Annotated in this window: 14 protein-coding genes and 1 tRNA gene; 3 read left to right on the top strand and 12 right to left on the bottom strand. The window is 48.2% G+C overall.

The features are described 5' to 3' along the window. Positions 1 to 36 precede the first annotated feature (36 nt). The gene (queA, locus tag H5715_RS07630; RefSeq protein WP_075185267.1) at positions 37 to 1092 is read right to left on the bottom strand and encodes a tRNA preQ1(34) S-adenosylmethionine ribosyltransferase-isomerase QueA; all 1056 of its coding nucleotides are present in this window, start codon (positions 1090 to 1092) and stop codon (positions 37 to 39) included. Positions 1093 to 1245: 153 nt separating this feature from the next. On the opposite strand from queA, the gene H5715_RS07635 reads away from it, so the two are divergent. Beyond that, a tRNA-Leu gene (locus H5715_RS07635) sits at positions 1246 to 1332 on the top strand. Between the two features lie 197 nt (positions 1333 to 1529). On the opposite strand, the gene sthA is transcribed toward H5715_RS07635, so the two are convergent. Genes sthA through H5715_RS07680 form a run of 9 tightly spaced genes read right to left on the bottom strand, consistent with a single transcriptional unit; the run spans position 1530 to position 10096 of the window. Beyond that, positions 1530 to 2927 (bottom strand): Si-specific NAD(P)(+) transhydrogenase, encoded by a 1398-nt coding sequence (gene sthA, locus H5715_RS07640; protein WP_075185266.1) that lies wholly within the window; start codon positions 2925 to 2927, stop codon positions 1530 to 1532. Positions 2928 to 2952: 25 nt separating this feature from the next. After that, on the bottom strand, positions 2953 to 3207 hold the full coding sequence (gene nqrM / locus H5715_RS07645; RefSeq protein ID WP_075185265.1) for a (Na+)-NQR maturation NqrM: 255 nt from the start codon (positions 3205 to 3207) through the stop codon (positions 2953 to 2955). Next, the gene (locus H5715_RS07650) at positions 3204 to 4250 is read right to left on the bottom strand and encodes an FAD:protein FMN transferase (protein ID WP_246434734.1); all 1047 of its coding nucleotides are present in this window, start codon (positions 4248 to 4250) and stop codon (positions 3204 to 3206) included. Before H5715_RS07650 ends, nqrM begins: the two co-directional genes overlap by 4 nt. A gap of 11 nt (positions 4251 to 4261) precedes the next feature. Continuing rightward, positions 4262 to 5485: an NADH:ubiquinone reductase (Na(+)-transporting) subunit F gene (gene nqrF, locus H5715_RS07655; RefSeq protein WP_075185263.1), complete on the bottom strand. Its 1224-nt coding sequence runs from the start codon at positions 5483 to 5485 to the stop codon at positions 4262 to 4264. Between the two features lie 21 nt (positions 5486 to 5506). After that, positions 5507 to 6115 (bottom strand): NADH:ubiquinone reductase (Na(+)-transporting) subunit E, encoded by a 609-nt coding sequence (gene nqrE, locus H5715_RS07660; RefSeq protein ID WP_075185262.1) that lies wholly within the window; start codon positions 6113 to 6115, stop codon positions 5507 to 5509. Next, the gene (locus H5715_RS07665) at positions 6115 to 6774 is read right to left on the bottom strand and encodes an NADH:ubiquinone reductase (Na(+)-transporting) subunit D (RefSeq protein ID WP_075185261.1); all 660 of its coding nucleotides are present in this window, start codon (positions 6772 to 6774) and stop codon (positions 6115 to 6117) included. Before H5715_RS07665 ends, nqrE begins: the two co-directional genes overlap by 1 nt. Before the next feature lie 3 nt (positions 6775 to 6777). Then, positions 6778 to 7551, bottom strand: a complete 774-nt coding sequence (locus H5715_RS07670) for a Na(+)-translocating NADH-quinone reductase subunit C (RefSeq protein WP_075185260.1) — start codon at positions 7549 to 7551, stop codon at positions 6778 to 6780. Then, entirely contained in the window at positions 7544 to 8749 is a 1206-nt protein-coding gene (locus H5715_RS07675; RefSeq protein ID WP_075185259.1) for an NADH:ubiquinone reductase (Na(+)-transporting) subunit B, read from the bottom strand. The genes H5715_RS07670 and H5715_RS07675 overlap by 8 nt, the downstream gene beginning before the upstream one ends. Before the next feature lie 3 nt (positions 8750 to 8752). Continuing rightward, a complete protein-coding gene (locus H5715_RS07680) occupies positions 8753 to 10096 on the bottom strand; it encodes a Na(+)-translocating NADH-quinone reductase subunit A (protein ID WP_075185258.1) in 1344 nt (447 codons plus the stop codon). A 492-nt stretch (positions 10097 to 10588) separates the two neighbouring features. Here H5715_RS07680 and mfd point away from each other — a divergent pair, with 492 nt between their 5' ends. After that, positions 10589 to 14065, top strand: a complete 3477-nt coding sequence (mfd, locus tag H5715_RS07685; protein ID WP_075185257.1) for a transcription-repair coupling factor — start codon at positions 10589 to 10591, stop codon at positions 14063 to 14065. Next, positions 14065 to 15048 carry a CsiV family protein gene (locus H5715_RS07690; protein WP_083607986.1) on the top strand — a complete coding sequence of 328 codons (984 nt, stop codon included), beginning with the start codon at positions 14065 to 14067 and terminating at the stop codon, positions 15046 to 15048. Before mfd ends, H5715_RS07690 begins: the two co-directional genes overlap by 1 nt. Before the next feature lie 310 nt (positions 15049 to 15358). Here the strand turns inward: H5715_RS07690 and H5715_RS07695 are convergent, their stop codons facing one another. Together H5715_RS07695 and H5715_RS07700 are read right to left on the bottom strand one after the other, a co-directional pair. Continuing rightward, the gene (locus H5715_RS07695) at positions 15359 to 15571 is read right to left on the bottom strand and encodes a cold-shock protein (RefSeq protein WP_075185256.1); all 213 of its coding nucleotides are present in this window, start codon (positions 15569 to 15571) and stop codon (positions 15359 to 15361) included. 227 nt (positions 15572 to 15798) lie between these two features. Beyond that, the gene (locus tag H5715_RS07700) at positions 15799 to 16551 is read right to left on the bottom strand and encodes an S-methyl-5'-thioinosine phosphorylase (protein ID WP_075185255.1); all 753 of its coding nucleotides are present in this window, start codon (positions 16549 to 16551) and stop codon (positions 15799 to 15801) included.

Genomic DNA, 16551 nt, shown 5'->3' on the forward strand with positions numbered 1-16551 from the left:
AGAGTCAGTCATGGGAAGCTCGGCCTTGGGAGTTGATCAACCGCCGACAGTTTCGTCGACAGCCGAAGGATTGTGAGTAATAAACATAGCATCGCCATAGCTGAAAAAGCGGTACTGTTCCGCTACCGCCTGCTGGTAGGCCTTCATCGTATTGCGATACCCAACAAAAGCCGAAACTAGCATCAACAGCGTCGATTCCGGCAAATGGAAATTGGTAACCAACGCATCGATCACCCGAAACCGATAACCAGGGTAAATAAAAATATTGGTATCGCCCTGAAAGGGCTGGATTTCGCCGGAGGCCGCAGCCGTTTCAAGGCAGCGTACGCTGGTGGTTCCAACGGCAATCACCCGCTTACCCGCCGCTTTGGTTTGTTTTACCTGCTCGCAGACCTCGCTTGAAAGCGCCATCACCTCCGAATGCATTTCGTGCTGAAAAATATCGTCTACCCGCACGGGTTGAAACGTACCCGCGCCCACATGCAGCGTCACAAAGGCTATCTGTACGCCCTTATCTTTCAACTGCTCAAATAATTCATCATCAAAATGCAACCCAGCGGTGGGCGCGGCGACGGCACCTTTATGCTTACCGTATACCGTCTGGTAGCGCTCTTTATCCGTTTCTTCATCCGGGCGATCGATATAGGGGGGCAAAGGCATATGACCGAGGCGCTCCAGCACCTCTAGAACTGGCTGCTCTGAGGGAAAAAGCAACTCAAACAAAGCACCTTGACGACCGGCCACCGTCAACTCCGTTTCGTCTTCCAGTACAATCGTGCTACCCGCCCTAGGTGATTTACTTGCGCGAACATGGGCGAGTATACGATCGTCACCTGTCACCCGCTCAACCAAAATCTCCAGCTTGCCGCCACTGGCTTTTCGACCGAAAAGCCGTGCGGGAATCACTCGAGTATCGTTAAACACCATCAAGTCACCCGCTTCCACCTGCTGCAGAAGATCAGTGAAGGCCTTATGGCTTATGGCCCCACTAGCGCCTGCAAGCACCATCAAGCGACTACCACGCCTTTCCTGCGCAGGCTGGCGTGCAATTAATGTATCGGGAAGCTCGTAATGAAAATCTTGGCGTTGCATGGGGTACCGGTCAATATTCGTTAATTACAGCGGGCGGCAAGATTAATGGAAATTCTCGGGTTTTTCCATGCCTGCTCTTGATAGAAAGAGTTGACCCCGCAAAAAGCGCTGTTATAATCTCGCGCCTCTGCTGTGAGAGTAGACGGAATTTATGCCAGAGTGGTGAAATTGGTATACACAGGGGATTCAAAATCCCCCGCCCTTAAAAGCGTGCCGGTTCGAGTCCGGCCTCTGGTACCACATACGAAAAAGCCCCGCCCTTTCGGGTGGGGCTTTTTCGTATGTGGTGTTTAGGCTCCGCTAGAACGGCATCCCGGTTCAACTAATCACACCGCAATTAGAACAAGCCCCGCCTCGACGAAGCTAGAAAGGGAAAAAGCCCATTGGCTTTTATACTTTAATCCAGCCTCTGGCACCATATTTGAAGCCTATATCCCTTAACTTCTATTGACTCGATTTAATCCATTTAACGCCGCGACGCGATAGGCTTCTGCCATGGTTGGGTAGTTAAAGGTGCTATTGGCAAAATAATCGACATTATTGGCCTTGCCGGGTTGATCCATTATTGCCTGACCAATATGTACTATTTCCGATGCTTCGGCACCAAAACAATGAATACCTAGTATTTCGTGCGTATCAATGTGGAAAAGAATTTTTAGCATTCCCACGTCTTCACCACTTATTTGGCCCCTAGCGGTATCTTTAAAAAATGCACGGCCAACTTCATATGGAACTTTTGCGGCAGTTAGCTCAATTTCGGTTTTACCCACTGAACTAATTTCTGGAAGGGTATAAATGCCGGTCGGCGCATCTTCGACAAAACGGACTTCACGGCCAAGCACCGCATCAACAACTGAACGACCTTGATCATACGAGGCACTGGCTAGGCTGGGCCAGCCAATAACATCACCCGCCGCGTAAATATGTTCAATTTTGGTGCGATATTGCTTATCGACATCAATCTGACCACGGTGGTTAGCTTCCAGACCAATAGCGTCCAGCCCCAAACTATCGGTATTACCGCTTCGACCATTACACCAGAGCAAGGCATCGGCTCGAATACGCTTGCCAGATTTGAGGTTGAGTGTCACTCCAAGCTGAGAGCAGTCGATAGACTCGTGGATTTCATTGTGGCGAACCATGACGCCGTTATTGCGCAGGTGGTAGCTGAGTGCATCGCTGATTTCATCATCGAGGAAGGATAATAAGCGCTCGCGCCCATTAATCAAATCGACCTTTAATCCCAAACCGGAAAAGATTGATGCGTATTCGCAGCCAATAACACCAGCACCATAGATAATTAATGTGCGTGGTGTATATTGCATGTCCAAAATCGAATCACTGTCGTAGATACGCGGATGTGAAAAATCGATATTGTCTGGATGATAGGGGCGAGAGCCGGTCGCTATCAAAATATTTTTTGCCACTATCGTATCGCGCGCGCCCTGCTCGTCACTCACCTCAACTTCATGCTCGGCAACAAATTTTGCTGTACCCGCATGGACTTGAATTCGGTTACGACTAAAAAATTCGGTGTGTAAACGTACTTGCTTTGGGATCACTTCCGAAGCTGCCGCGAGAATGCGCGGGTACGTGAGGGGCTGATTGTCAGCTATATGCCGAAATAAGGGGTGAGATTTGTAACGAATGGCTTGTTTAACAGCATTGCGCAACGCTTTTGAGGGAATCGTACCTCTGTGGGTACAATTCCCTCCGAGCAAAGATTGCGCTTCGACAACACCAACCTTTAGATTATTTTTTGCTGCGGCCATCGCCGCAGATTCACCGGCAGGGCCGGCTCCTATCACTAACAGGTCATATTCGTAATCGGCCATGTCGGCTGTTATTCCCCTTTAATAATTATTGTTTTTTCGTTTGCGTCGCGTCGTAGGCGAGGTCTTCCTTTATCGTTTCGCTTTCTTCTTTTTCTCGGCGCTCCTGCTCTTCATCACATTTCTGTGGATCACCACCGCAAATTTCGCATTCGCCATCAATCCCGACAGCCGATAAACCACCGCAGGAACCTTTGATAGGCTTATTACTGAAAATAACACCCACTGCCATCCCGGTGACAACCAACACTAACACTAAAAACGACAATACATAAACAATCATAATTTAACTCGATACTGATCAAACTCAGGCGATGCTTTTGTTACAAAGCTGTCTTTGTGTCGAATAATAAAATAAGCGGCGAACTTATGATCAACCGCCAGTTGATACCCAGCTTCCGGCCCCAAGACATTGATAGCCGTAGCAAGGGCATCGGCTTCCGCTGCTGTTTTAGCAATTACCGTCACGGATGCCAGACTGTGGGTAATCGGATAGCCCGTTTTGGGGTCTATGGTATGGGAGAACCGGCGACCATCCACCTCAAAATAATTACGGTAATCCCCAGAGGTCGCTATCCCCCCTTTGGGAACCGATATCGCCTGCGCAACACCTGTTTGAGCCAATGAGGGCTGCTCTACACCAATCCGCCAACCAACGCCTTTTGGGCTCTCACCTGCTAGAGCGATCTCTCCACCAACTTCCACCATGTAATCAACAATGCCATAACCTTCAAGCAGCTCTGCGATAACATCGGCACCATATCCTTTGGCAATCGCCGACAAATCAATTGCGACGTCAACGGTTTTGCTTACCTGTAGCCTTTCGGCGTCCAGCTGAATATTTTTGTAGCCAACTCGAGCTTTGGCCTGTGCCAGTAGGTTTTCATCCGGTTGTTTGTCTTCCCTTGCTTCAGGACCAAAACCCCAGAGGTTAACCAAAGGGCCCACAGTGATATCAAAAGCGGCTCCGGAAAGCGCGCTGATCTCCCGGCTTAACTGTAAGATATTGAACAGCGGCTGAGAGACAACCGTTGGCTGATTAACCGACACTTGATTCAGTAATGATAATTCCGAATCGGCAATGTAGGTCGACATAACTTGGTTGATGTCTTCCAACACTTTATCGACTTCAATTTGCAGTGTATTTTCGCCCACCGCTACGCCGGGCTTTACCACCGCTGTAATGTGATAAGTGGTGCCCATAGTACGCCCTTCCAGGCGATAAACCCGGTCCTGCTCAGGAGCACACGCCACCACCAGAAAAAAACAAAGCGAGACCAGGTAAACCGGGCTCGCTTTGCTAGTGGCTTTAATTAAGACACGCATAGTTGAGAACATTAACCACCGAAATCGTCGAGCATAATATTTTCATCTTCAACACCAAGATCTTTCAACATCTTGATAACCGCAGAGTTCATCATGGGAGGCCCACACATATAGAACTCGCAATCCTCTGGCGCGGGATGCTCTTTTAGATAATTTTCTAACAAGACATTGTGAATAAACCCTGTCATACCCGTCCAGTTATCTTCTGGCTGAGGATCAGATAGAGCAATGTGCCAAGTAAAGTTTTCGTTCTCGGCTGCCAGCTCATCGTACTCGTCTTGGTAAAACATTTCGCGCATTGAGCGCGCACCATACCAAAAAGACATTTTACGACTGGTATTAACCCTACGCAGCTGATCAAAGATGTGGGAACGCATTGGCGCCATGCCTGCACCACCACCAATAAATACCATCTCAGCATCGGTATCTTTAGCGAAAAACTCACCAAAAGGGCCATACACAGAAATCTTGTCGCCGGGTTTTAGGTCGAAAACGTAGGAGGACATAATACCAGGCGGTATACCCTGTGAGCCGGGAGGTGGCGTAGCAATACGAATATTGAACTTCACAACACCCTTCTCTTCCGGGTAATTTGCCATCGAATAGGCTCGAACGGTTGTATCCGTTACTTTCGACTCAAACTTAAACAGCCCAAACTTCTCCCAGTCACCGCGGTATTCTTCTTCAATATCGAAATCAGAATACTTTACATGGTGCGGAGGACACTCCAGTTGAACGTAACCGCCCGCACGGAAATCTACACTTTCCCCTTCCGGCAATTTTAAGGTTAACTCTTTAATAAAAGTTGCAACGTTAGGGTTGGATTCAACAGTGCATTCCCACTGCTTCACGCCAAACACTTCTTCGTCCACTTCTACCTTCATGTTTTCTTTAACCGCCACCTGGCAGCTCAGGCGCCAGCCCTCACGCTCCTGATGTTTGGTAAAGTGCGACTTTTCTGTTGGTAGCATAGAGCCACCGCCTTCAGTCACCTTACACGTACACTGGGCACAGGTACCACCACCACCACAGGCAGAGGCAAGAAACAGATTGTTGGCTGCCAGCGTCTGTAGCAATTTGCCGCCAGCAGGAACCGTAATGGTTTTCTCACCATTAATTTCGATTGTTACGTCACCAGAATTCACCAGCTTAGAACGAGCGCCGAGGATAATTGCCACGAGCGCCAGCACGATTACGGTGAACATGATCACGCCAAGGATGATTTCTATACTCATGTTCTTAAGTTTCCTCGCTGGTTACAGTGAAATGCCGCCGAAAGACATAAAGCCCAGAGACATCAGGCCAACCACAATAAAGGTAATGCCCAGGCCTTCCAGCCCTTTGGGTACATCGCTGTACTTCATCTTTTCGCGAATACCTGCCAAAGCGGTAATCGCTAATGCCCAACCCACACCGGAGCCAGCGCCGAAGACAACACTCTCACTAAAGCTATAGTCGCGCTCGACCATAAACAGCGAACCCCCCAGAATGGCGCAGTTAACCGTAATGAGTGGCAAGAATACGCCCAGAGCGTTGTAGAGAGCCGGTACATACTTGTCCAGAAACATTTCCAGAATTTGTACGAGAGCAGCAATAACACCGATATAGGTGATCAGGCCGAGGAAGCTCAAATCCACGTCTGGCAAACCGGCCCAGGCCAGTGCACCGTCGGCAAGAAAGTAGGTGTACAACAGATTGTTAACGGGAACAGTAATGACCTGCACCACGATAACGGCAACACCCAACCCGAATGACGATTCCACTTTTTTGGAAACCGCTAGAAAAGTACACATCCCCAGGAAGAATGCGAGCGCCATATTTTCAATGAAAATAGAACGAACAAATAACGAAATCAGCTCTTCCATTACAGGGCCTCCCCAGGTTTAGTATTGGGAGCAATTTTAAAATCGGCTGCTTCGTTCTGCGCTGGTTTGTAAGCGCGAATAGCCCAGATATACAAACCAATCAAGAAAAAGGCACTCGGAGGTAGCAACAACATACCGTTTGGATCGTACCAGCCACCATTGTTTACCGTTTGCATAATCTCGATACCAAACAAAGCACCACCACCAAAGAGCTCACGCACAACTGCCAAAGCGATCAGCATAGCGCTGTAGCCCAAGCCATTACCAAAACCATCCAAAGCGCTCTGCAGCGGTGGGTTTTTCATAGCGAAGGCTTCCGCACGCCCCATAACGATACAGTTGGTAATAATCAAACCCACAAATACGGACAGCTGTTTACTTATATCGTAGGCCACAGCCTTCAACACCTGGTCCACCAGAATCACCAGGGAGGCAATAACGGTCATCTGCGCAATAATGCGGATATTGTTGGGTATGTGACGACGAATAATCGATACAAACAGGTTGGAAAACGTTACAACGACGGTCAGAGCAACGCACATAACCATGGTTACTTTCATGCTACTTGTTACCGCCAGTGCGGAACAAATCCCGAGGATCTGCAACCCGATGGGGTTGTTATCCAGAATGGGCTTCAATAAAAGGTCTTTTATTTTCATGGCTTAGGCCTCTCCCGCTTTCAGCTTATTGAGGAATGGCCCATAGCCGTTCTCACCCAACCAGAACTTCATCATATTGTCGACACCCACGCTAGTAAGGGTTGCGCCAGACAAACCATCGACCTTGTACTGCGCACCAGGACTACCGGGAGCAACACTACCTTTAATGACCGACACTTTTACACTGCCATCGACTGCGTAAATATTCTTGCCCGACCATAAGGCCTTCCATCGAGGGTTATCAATTTCAGCTCCCAGCCCAGGAGTTTCTTTGTGATCGTAGAAACCCAGACCAACAACCGTGTTCATATCTGAACCCACGGCCAGAAAACCATACATAGTGCCCCAAAGCCCGTAACCCGAAATAGGCAGAATCACGGTTTCAAGACCAGAATCGCCTTTTACCAGGTAAACTTTGGCAAATTTCTCCCGCCGGGATAAACCGGCAATATCATCCTCGGAGCTAAGCGAGTCAGACAACGCAGGATCTTTAACTGATTTTCGTTGGTCAAAAGCAGAAACGTCGATGGCTTCGCTAAACGAACCGGTCGTCAAATCGACAATTTTGGTTTCGATTAGAGCAAATTGCTCATCAACACTTTTACTCTCTTCCAGTAATCCCGCAGCCGCCAGAATATTGCGATTGAAATCCAACAATTTGTTAGCCGCCTGAGCGGGCTTCAGCACCACGGATGCAGTGGACACTACTACCGAACACACGATACACAGCAGCAATGCAACCGTAATGGTCTTCTTAATCGTATCGTTATTAGCCACGAGCTAACCTCCGCTTAATATTGGACTGAACAAAAACGTGGTCAATGAGCGGTGCAAACAAGTTCGCAAACAAAATCGCTAGCATCATACCTTCAGGGAAGGCTGGGTTAACCACTCGGATGGTAATGACCATAAAGCCGATCAAGCCCCCGAACCACCATTTACCCGCATTCGTCATAGAAGCCGAAACCGGGTCAGTCGCCATAAAGAACATACCGAAGGCATAGCCTCCCAGAACCATGTGCCACCAGAAAGGCATGGCAAACATAGGGTTGGAATCGGCATTCCCGACAGCGTTGTAGATCAGTGTTGTGATAATGGTGCCGATAATGACTCCCACCACAATGCGCAACGAAGCGATGCCGGTTGCGACAAGAGCACCGCCACCAACAATGATCGCCAGCGTTGAAGTTTCACCAATAGAACCCTGCATTTTGCCGAAGAAGGCGTCGAACCAGCTCATCTGAGACTGAAGGACATCCATACCCTGCTGCGCGACCATGGATAAAGCCGTGGCACCGGTGTAACCGTCAACGGCCGTCCAGACACCGTCACCAGACATGGATGCCGGATAAGCGAAAAACAGGAATGCACGACCGGTAAGTGCCGGATTGAGGAAGTTTTTACCCGTACCTCCAAAGACTTCTTTGCCCAGCACTACACCAAAGCTGATACCAATTGCGGCTTGCCACAACGGCAGATCGGGAGGACAGGTCAGCGCAAACAGGATAGAGGTCACAAAGAAACCTTCGTTGATCTCGTGGCCACGCTTCATGGCAAACAACACTTCCCAGAAACCACCCACAGCAAAGACCATGATGTAGATCGGCAAGAAGAAGACAGCGCCGTATATAAAGTTATCCCAGATACTGGCGGGGTCATGACCTGCCAGCAGAGCAATCAAAAAGCCACGCCAACCTTCAATGGATGTCGCTCCCATTTCGGCAAGAATGGTGTTGGACTGCCAACCAAGGTTGTACATGCCGTAGAACATGGCCGGAAAAACGCACAGCCAAACGGTAATCATCACCCGCTTGAGATCGATACCGTCACGTACATGAGCGGTTGTTTTGGTCACGTCGTTTGGTTGGAATAGCAGGGTATCTGTCGCTTCATAGAGCGCGTACCACTTTTCCAGTTTCCCGCCTTTGTGAAAATGCGGCTCGACACTATCTAAAAGATTACGTAACAACTTCATCGATTAACCCTCCTTCTCGATAAGCGTAAGGTTATCGCGAAGAATGGGGCCGTATTCATATTTGCCAGAGCAAACAAAAGTACACAAGGCCAGATCCTCTTCATCCAATTCCAAACAGCCCAGCTTTTGGGCCTGTTCAGCATCACCCACAATCAACGCACGCAGCAACTGCGTTGCCAGAATATCCAGTGGCATAACCTTTTCATAAGAACCGGTTGGTACCATGGCCCGCTCGCTACCATTCGCCGAGGTAGTGAAATCAAACTTTTTGCCTTTAAATAAGCTTGAAATGTAAATAGGCAGCGTAGAGAACCGGTCAAAACCCGGAACCACAAAGTGCATAAATGGGCGCTCGGTACCTTCCAGCAGCACACTCACCTGGTTGTGGTAACGCCCCAGGAACGCCGCTGGGCCGTACGCATTACGTCCACCAAAGACTGAACCGCTAATCGTACGATTTTCTCCGGCTTTCATTTGACCGGCCGTCAACTCTTCCAAGCTGGCACCCACGCGGGTTCGAACCAAGCGGGGATCTTCAACCTGAGGCCCAGCCAGTGAAATAACACGATCGGTATTCAGTTCGCCGGTGGTAAATAAATCGCCCATCGCCATCACGTCCTGATACCCCACTGTCCAGGCAACCTTATTGGCACTGACAGGAGCAAGAAAATGAATATGAGTACCAACATTACCCGCAGGATGAACACCGCCGAAAGCTTCGTAAGCAACATTACTTAGATCGGCCTGGGGAATTGATACCCCCTCGGCGTGAGTAACAAACAGCTTGCCTTCGGTCAAACGAGACAAAACGGCAAGGCCATTTTTAAAGCTTTCCGGGCGTTCGTTAACGATCAACGCAGGATCAGCGGCCAGAGGAGCGGTATCCATAGCACTGACGAAGATAACGGCAGGCACAGCATTAATCGCAGGAACCTTGCTGAATGGGCGAGTACGAATAGCAGTCCATAATCCGGAGTCAACCAGATTATCGACAACTTTCTCTCGCGCCAAAGAAGCCAGCTCAGCTTCTGCGTAACTTGCGAAAGTCTCACTTTCATTGCCTTCAATATCGATAACCACCGATTGCATCACACGCTGGTAACCGCGATTTACCGCAGCTACTGTTCCAGAAGCCGGAGCCGTATAGCGAACACCTTCAGTTTTTTTATCGGTAAACAGGAGTTGCCCTTTTTTAACCTTATCGCCTGCCTGAACTGCCATAGTGGGCTTCATACCGTGATAATCGAAGCCTACAACAGCAACAGAACGAATCGAAGGGCCATCTTCTATGGATTGCCGGGGGGCCCCGGTGATAGGTAAATCCAATCCGCGACGGATCTTGATCATACGTCTTTGCCTAAAGTTTATGATTAGATGAGTTGGTTTTGAAAAATATTGCCGTTGCCCGCCACCCTCAACTTCGATGACCGAAAACGTAAATTCGATTATTAATGTGCCAAATTGTTTCCAGCACCACCCGATAACCTGTTTAGCCAGGTGCGGGACAGTCCACGTTAACATCCCAATAAAGAATAGATCAATTTGACGATCTTTTAGCCCGAACCAGTTTTATTGATTAAATTTTCACCGACCCCAAAGCGGGCACTAAAAAATCGCGCCAATTATAAGGAGGAGAGCCCTCTAACGCTAGCGAATGAAGTAAAAAAACCTAATTAACGTGTTGTTTTAAGGACGCTATTTTGAGATCAAGCAAACGTATTGCAGCCAACTCGGAATACTGATTAACGTAGCGGTACCATTAGAGAACCGCTATATTTGCGCCTGCCCGCCAGAATTCATTAAAATTCGACCGCCATTCAAACAGAGATTGTAGTATTCATGACGATTGCCAGCCCTCTAACCCCGAACCTGCCCAGCAACTCCGGAAACAAACGCAACTGGGGCAACTTGCAAGGCCCGACGGGAAGCGCGTTTACCATGGCAAACGCCCTGCTCGATACCGGCAAGAACATGCTGATTATCGCGCCAGACATGGCCACGGCAGAAGTCTACCGGCGCGACATCAACGTCTTCCTCAAAGACCGAGGCGCGCACTACAGAGTAATGCTGTTTAACGACTGGGAAACTCTGCCCTACGACAGCTTTTCTCCTCATCAGGATATTATTTCCGAGCGCATGCGCTGCCTCTACCATATGCACGCCAGCGAACACTGCGTGGTTATCGTTGCCGCCACCACCCTGATGCAGCGCTTACCACCCACCGATTTCATCCTATCCAAAAGCCTGATATTAAACGTTGACGACCAGCTCGACCGGGAGACCTTTCGCGAACAGCTCGTCAATTCGGGCTACACAAATGTCGATATGGTTTATCAGCATGGTGAGTTCGCCGTGCGCGGTGCGCTAATTGATGTATACCCCATGGGTAGTCGCGCCAGCTATCGAATAGAATTGTTTGACGACTGCGTCGACTCACTTCGTGAGTTCGATCCGGAAACCCAAAGAACCATCGCAAAAGTAGAACAAATTGAACTACTACCGGGAAAGGAATTCCCCATCGACAAAATCGGTATTGGTTTTTTCAAAAGTCGATGGCATGAAACCTTTAATGTCGACCACCAGGCCTGCCCAGTGTACCAAGATATTTCAGCAGGTTTATCGCCAGCGGGAGTTGAATACTACCTACCTCTGTTTTTTGAACACACTGCATCCCTGTTCGATTACCTACCCGACGACACAGAGCAAACCTTAATTTTTGTCCATGAAGAAGTACCCAATGCTATAGAGCATTACTGGAGGGATATCGAATCGCGCTACGAAAGCCGCAACGGTGATATGGAGCGCCCTATTCTACCTACTCACCAAGCGTTTCAGCCCATTGATAGTATTTATGCCGCATTAAAGCGGTTCCCCCGGATATTTTTACACACGCGTAATCTGGAAGAAGGCTCGGCAAACAACAATTTAAACTTTTCCCCATTGCCAGCACTGGCAGTCGATAGCAAAGCAAAAAACCCACTGTACCTACTGGAAAATTTCTTACTTGAAACCGAAAAACGGGTTTTGTTTTGCGCAGAAACCGCTGGCAGAAAAGAAACCCTAAAAGAACAGTTAGCGAAAATTTCCGTCCTTGCCGATGAGCTTCTATCCATTGCTGAGTTTTTAAGTGGAACCAGCCAGATCGCCATCACCATTGCCGACATCGACTCCAGTATCAATATTGATGACCCAAACATTATTTTGATTGCTGAACAACAACTCTTCGGTAATCGGGTTTCACAAAAGCGTCGACGCTCAAAGGCTACCGACGATGCAGATAACATCGTTAAGAATCTCACCGAACTAAAACTCGATGCCCCGGTAGTGCATATTGAACATGGTGTGGGGCGTTACAAAGGCCTGCAAACGATTGAGCACGATGGTCAAGCCGACGAATTTTTAGTTTTAAACTACGCCAACGATACCAAGCTCTATGTTCCCGTAGCCAACCTCCATTTAATCAGCCGTTACAGCGGAGCAGAAGAAAGCCTGGCCCCTCTACATAAACTCGGTAGCGAAGTTTGGCAAAGAGCAAAACGAAAAGCCGCAGAGCAAATTCGTGATGTCGCTGCAGAATTACTCGATATTTATGCCAAACGCAAAGCCCGCCAAGGCTTTGCTTACCAAAACCCGAAAGAAACATACGAGCAATTCAGTGCCGGTTTTCCCTTTGAAGAAACGCCAGACCAGGAAGCAGCCATTTACGCCGTTCGCGACGATATGCTTTCATCGCAGCCCATGGATCGTCTGGTTTGCGGTGATGTAGGCTTTGGTAAAACGGAAGTCGCCATGCGCGCCGCTTTTATCGCTGTTCAAAACAGCAAACAGGTTTCAGTGCTTGTACCTACCACCTTGCTGGCGCAACAGCACTTCGAAAACTTTAAAGATCGATTTGCCGACTGGCCGGTCAATATTGAGGTTATATCCCGCTTTCGCAGCAACAAAGAATTAGACGATATCCAGAAAAAACTGGAGGCGGGCCAAGTCGATATCGTTATTGGTACGCACAAACTGATACAGGGAGATATTAAATATTCCAACCTTGGACTTTTAATCATCGACGAAGAGCATCGCTTTGGCGTTCGCCAAAAAGAATCATTAAAAGCACTGCGAAGCGAAGTGGATATTCTTACCCTTACCGCAACGCCTATTCCACGCACCCTGAACATGGCCATGTCTGGCATTCGCGATCTTTCCATTATTGCCACGCCTCCGGCAAAACGCCTTTCAGTCAAAACATTTGTGCGCGAAGCTGACGACAACCTGATCAAAGAAGCGGTATTACGTGAGATATTACGCGGCGGCCAGGTGTATTTCCTACATAATGAAGTTAAATCCATTGATCGCCGGGCCGCAGAATTACAGCAGATGATCCCAGAAGCCCGTATCGGCATCGGCCACGGCCAAATGCGGGAGCGCGAACTGGAAAGTGTAATGTCCAACTTCTACCACAAGCGCTTCAATATACTCGTTAGCACGACGATTATCGAAACCGGAATCGATGTACCCAGCGCCAACACAATCATTATCGAGCGCGCCGACAAATTGGGGCTTGCACAACTGCATCAACTACGCGGGCGCGTCGGTCGATCACACCACCAAGCCTATGCGTATATGTTAACACCACACAAAAAGGCTATGACGGGCGACGCTCACAAACGCCTGGAGGCCATTGCGGAAGCACAGGATCTCGGTGCCGGCTTTATGCTGGCCTCTCACGACCTAGAGATACGGGGCGCCGGCGAACTGCTGGGTGACGAGCAAAGCGGACAAATGCATGCCATCGGCTTCTCTCTTTATATGGACATGCTCGATCGTGCGGTGAAAGCGATTCAGGAAGGCAAGAGCATCGACCTGGAACTGCCAGAAGAAGGCAATATTGAAATAAACCTGCGTATTCCCGCGCTTATTCCCAACGATTACCTGCCAGACGTACACACCCGCCTAACCCTATACAAGCGATTGGCATCGGTGAATTCTGAAAATGCGTTAAACGAACTACAGGTGGAAATGATCGACCGTTTTGGCCTATTGCCAGATGCCGTTAAAAATCTGATTAGACAAACACGTATCCGTTTAGATGCTGAACAAATGGGAGTTACCAAAGTCGAAGCCAGCAGATTGAGTGGCCGCATTGAATTTGCCAGCAAAACGTCGGTTGACCCTCTCACAATTGTTAAATTGGTACAAAAACAACCACAACACTACCGACTTGAAGGCGCAAACCATTTAAAATTCAGTTTCGATATGGAAACCACCGAGCAACGCATCACACAGGTAAGCCAAGTGTTGCAACAACTTAAACAGGCCAGCTAATGATCCAGCCCTTCCCAGCAATGCAGCTCCACCGTAAGCCTTTTCGGATTAAAATTGCACTATTCGCCACAGCTCTTTTCACACTCCCCTTCGGCTCCAATATTATTGCCCAAGACAATAGTAAAGGTTATGAGAACTGGTACCAGGTCGAACTGATCATATTCAAACGCGCAGGTCAAAGAGCCGAGACCGAGAGCTGGCCAAAAAATCTCACATTAGCCTATCCAACTGAGCTCCAATATCTTATTGACCCCGCGCTCCAAGAAGAACCCGAAAATACCGAGATACCAGGCGAAGCGGAAAACGGATTGAAACCAACACCAGAAGAAGAGCCTAAACCCCTTGTCGCCGCGTATACGTTACTGGACTCCAGAAAATTCGGTATTGGCAGTGCGAGCTATGCACTCAAAAAAGAGCGCGGGGTTTCCGTATTGTTTCACGAGAGCTGGCTACAACCAATGACAGCTCTGGATGATGCACCCGCGATTGTTATTAAAGGCGGCGAAAAATTTGGGGACCACCACGAACTAGAGGGAACTATCACCTTCAGCGTTAGCCGCTACCTGCATGCACACACTAACCTGTGGTTGACAAATTTTATCGCAAATTATGGACAGGAAAGCGAACACTGGCCCGACCTACCAACGCCACCAAGTTCCGCTCTCCACACACTGGATACAACAGCAGACACTTCTGCGTTAACGGAAAGCACTACCGCCAATAATTTTGGTTTCTCTCTGGAAAATCAATCGTCATTTTCTATGAATGAAACAGCCGACGCACCTTCAATGCTGAATGACTTTTCGGCATTAACGAGTAAACCGTTCCTGATACAGCGGATCATTACTTTGACACAGAATCGCCGCATGCGTAGCACAGAACTACACTATATCGACCACCCTCAACTCGGTCTGCTGGTAAAAATCACGCCGTTCACCAATCCCGAATTCGATTTGCAAACACTCGAGAAAGAAGGCAATTAAAGAATTAGGGTACCGCTGAATAGAACCGCTAACACTCAGACCTCCAGACGAATACGCAATTGCAGAACAACGATTTACGCATGCTGGACGCATGAAAAGTTGCAAACGACGAGAGCATACTAACCAAGGAGCCCCTGAAGGGTTCCACTGAGCACTAACGACTTTATTCAGCGATATCCTAGGGAGCACGTAAAACCAAACTGAGCGTTAATAGACGCCCAGCTAATTTGGCTTAATTCCAAACAATTTCGAGAATTAATTCTCTGCCTTGGAGGAAGTGCTTAACTTGAACAGCCGTGATACGGCTAGTCTAGATACAGGCAACATCTTCGGCTTGTAAGCCTTTATCACCTTTCTGAAGTTCAAATTCAACCTTTTGACCTTCGTTGAGGGAGCGATATCCGTCGCCCCTAATATTACGATAATGCACAAAGATATCTTCCGACTCTTCTCCGCGAGTAATAAATCCATAACCGCGTGCGTTATTGAACCACTTGACAGTGCCGAGTTCTCTATCAGCCATGTCTACACCTCTTATATCTATTTTTATTATGTTAATTGTTACAATACTCAATATCTTCCCTGTATTCCTAAACTAAAGCGTGTCAGTCGGCTGAGCAGTACATCCAGAAAACTCTCTTTTCATACTATGGTATGAATAACAGAACTCGCCTTTTAAATTTACTACTCATCCTGAAACAACTCAGAAGATGGGAAGACATTAAGATAAATTCTTTTCCATGTCCAGAGTTAACACAAGGTATCCACCAATGCGCATTGCACTTTTGTGAGTCGCTCCGCTAAAACGGCTTTTATCTCTTTAATGCATACAGATGCCACCGATTGCCCCGCTAATGAATAACTAATACCCGCCCCCCAATTGCTAACGACACAAACCGATAAATAACTTATCTCACGCTCTCGTGCTAATACCGCTTCTGGCATCATTGTCATCCCAACCAAATCACAACCATCATTTTTAAGCTTTTGAATTTCCGCAGCCGTTTCCAGACGGGGGCCCTGTACACAACCGTATGTTCCACCGTTAACACATTCCAAACTCTTCTCTAGCTCCTTACATAATTTACCCCGCAACGGACTTTCAAGAGGAAAGCTAAAATCAATATGGCTAAGCTCATCGTTAAAAGTATCGAAAAACGTATGGTCCCGCCCCCAGGTGTAATCGATAATCTGGTCGGGTAGAACAACACACCCCGGCGACATCCTGGCATTAATGCCGCCAACAGCATTCATAGCCATAATATGCTCAACACTCAGCTGAGAAAGTGCATCGATATTGGCTCGATAATTAATACGATGCGGAGGCGTATTGTGGTTTTTCCCATGACGAGCAATAAAACAAATCTCGGTACCTCCTATTTTTCCAGTTATCACCGCAACCGGAAATTTCGAATAACGGGTTTCTACCTCTACAACCTCACTATCGCCAATCTGAGGAAAGGAATAAAATCCGGAACCACCAACAATCCCCACAACGGCCAT

The sequence above is a fragment of the Teredinibacter haidensis genome (genome assembly GCF_014211975.1).
Lineage (GTDB): Bacteria > Pseudomonadota > Gammaproteobacteria > Pseudomonadales > Cellvibrionaceae > Teredinibacter > Teredinibacter haidensis.

Bases quoted from the DNA above. Each gene is read 5' to 3' on its own strand.
- queA (WP_075185267.1), bottom strand. From the start codon at position 1,092: ATGCAACGCCAAGATTTTCATTACGAGCTTCCCGATACATTAATTGCA.
- sthA (WP_075185266.1), bottom strand. From the start codon at position 2,927: ATGGCCGATTACGAATATGACCTGTTAGTGATAGGAGCCGGCCCTGCC.
- nqrM (WP_075185265.1), bottom strand. From the start codon at position 3,207: ATGATTGTTTATGTATTGTCGTTTTTAGTGTTAGTGTTGGTTGTCACC.
- H5715_RS07650 (WP_246434734.1), bottom strand. From the start codon at position 4,250: ATGCGTGTCTTAATTAAAGCCACTAGCAAAGCGAGCCCGGTTTACCTG.
- nqrF (WP_075185263.1), bottom strand. From the start codon at position 5,485: ATGAGTATAGAAATCATCCTTGGCGTGATCATGTTCACCGTAATCGTG.
- nqrE (WP_075185262.1), bottom strand. From the start codon at position 6,115: ATGGAAGAGCTGATTTCGTTATTTGTTCGTTCTATTTTCATTGAAAAT.
- H5715_RS07665 (WP_075185261.1), bottom strand. From the start codon at position 6,774: ATGAAAATAAAAGACCTTTTATTGAAGCCCATTCTGGATAACAACCCC.
- H5715_RS07675 (WP_075185259.1), bottom strand. From the start codon at position 8,749: ATGAAGTTGTTACGTAATCTTTTAGATAGTGTCGAGCCGCATTTTCAC.
- H5715_RS07680 (WP_075185258.1), bottom strand. From the start codon at position 10,096: ATGATCAAGATCCGTCGCGGATTGGATTTACCTATCACCGGGGCCCCC.
- mfd (WP_075185257.1), top strand. From the start codon at position 10,589: ATGACGATTGCCAGCCCTCTAACCCCGAACCTGCCCAGCAACTCCGGA.
- H5715_RS07690 (WP_083607986.1), top strand. From the start codon at position 14,065: ATGATCCAGCCCTTCCCAGCAATGCAGCTCCACCGTAAGCCTTTTCGG.
- H5715_RS07695 (WP_075185256.1), bottom strand. From the start codon at position 15,571: ATGGCTGATAGAGAACTCGGCACTGTCAAGTGGTTCAATAACGCACGC.
- H5715_RS07700 (WP_075185255.1), bottom strand. From the start codon at position 16,551: ATGGCCGTTGTGGGGATTGTTGGTGGTTCCGGATTTTATTCCTTTCCT.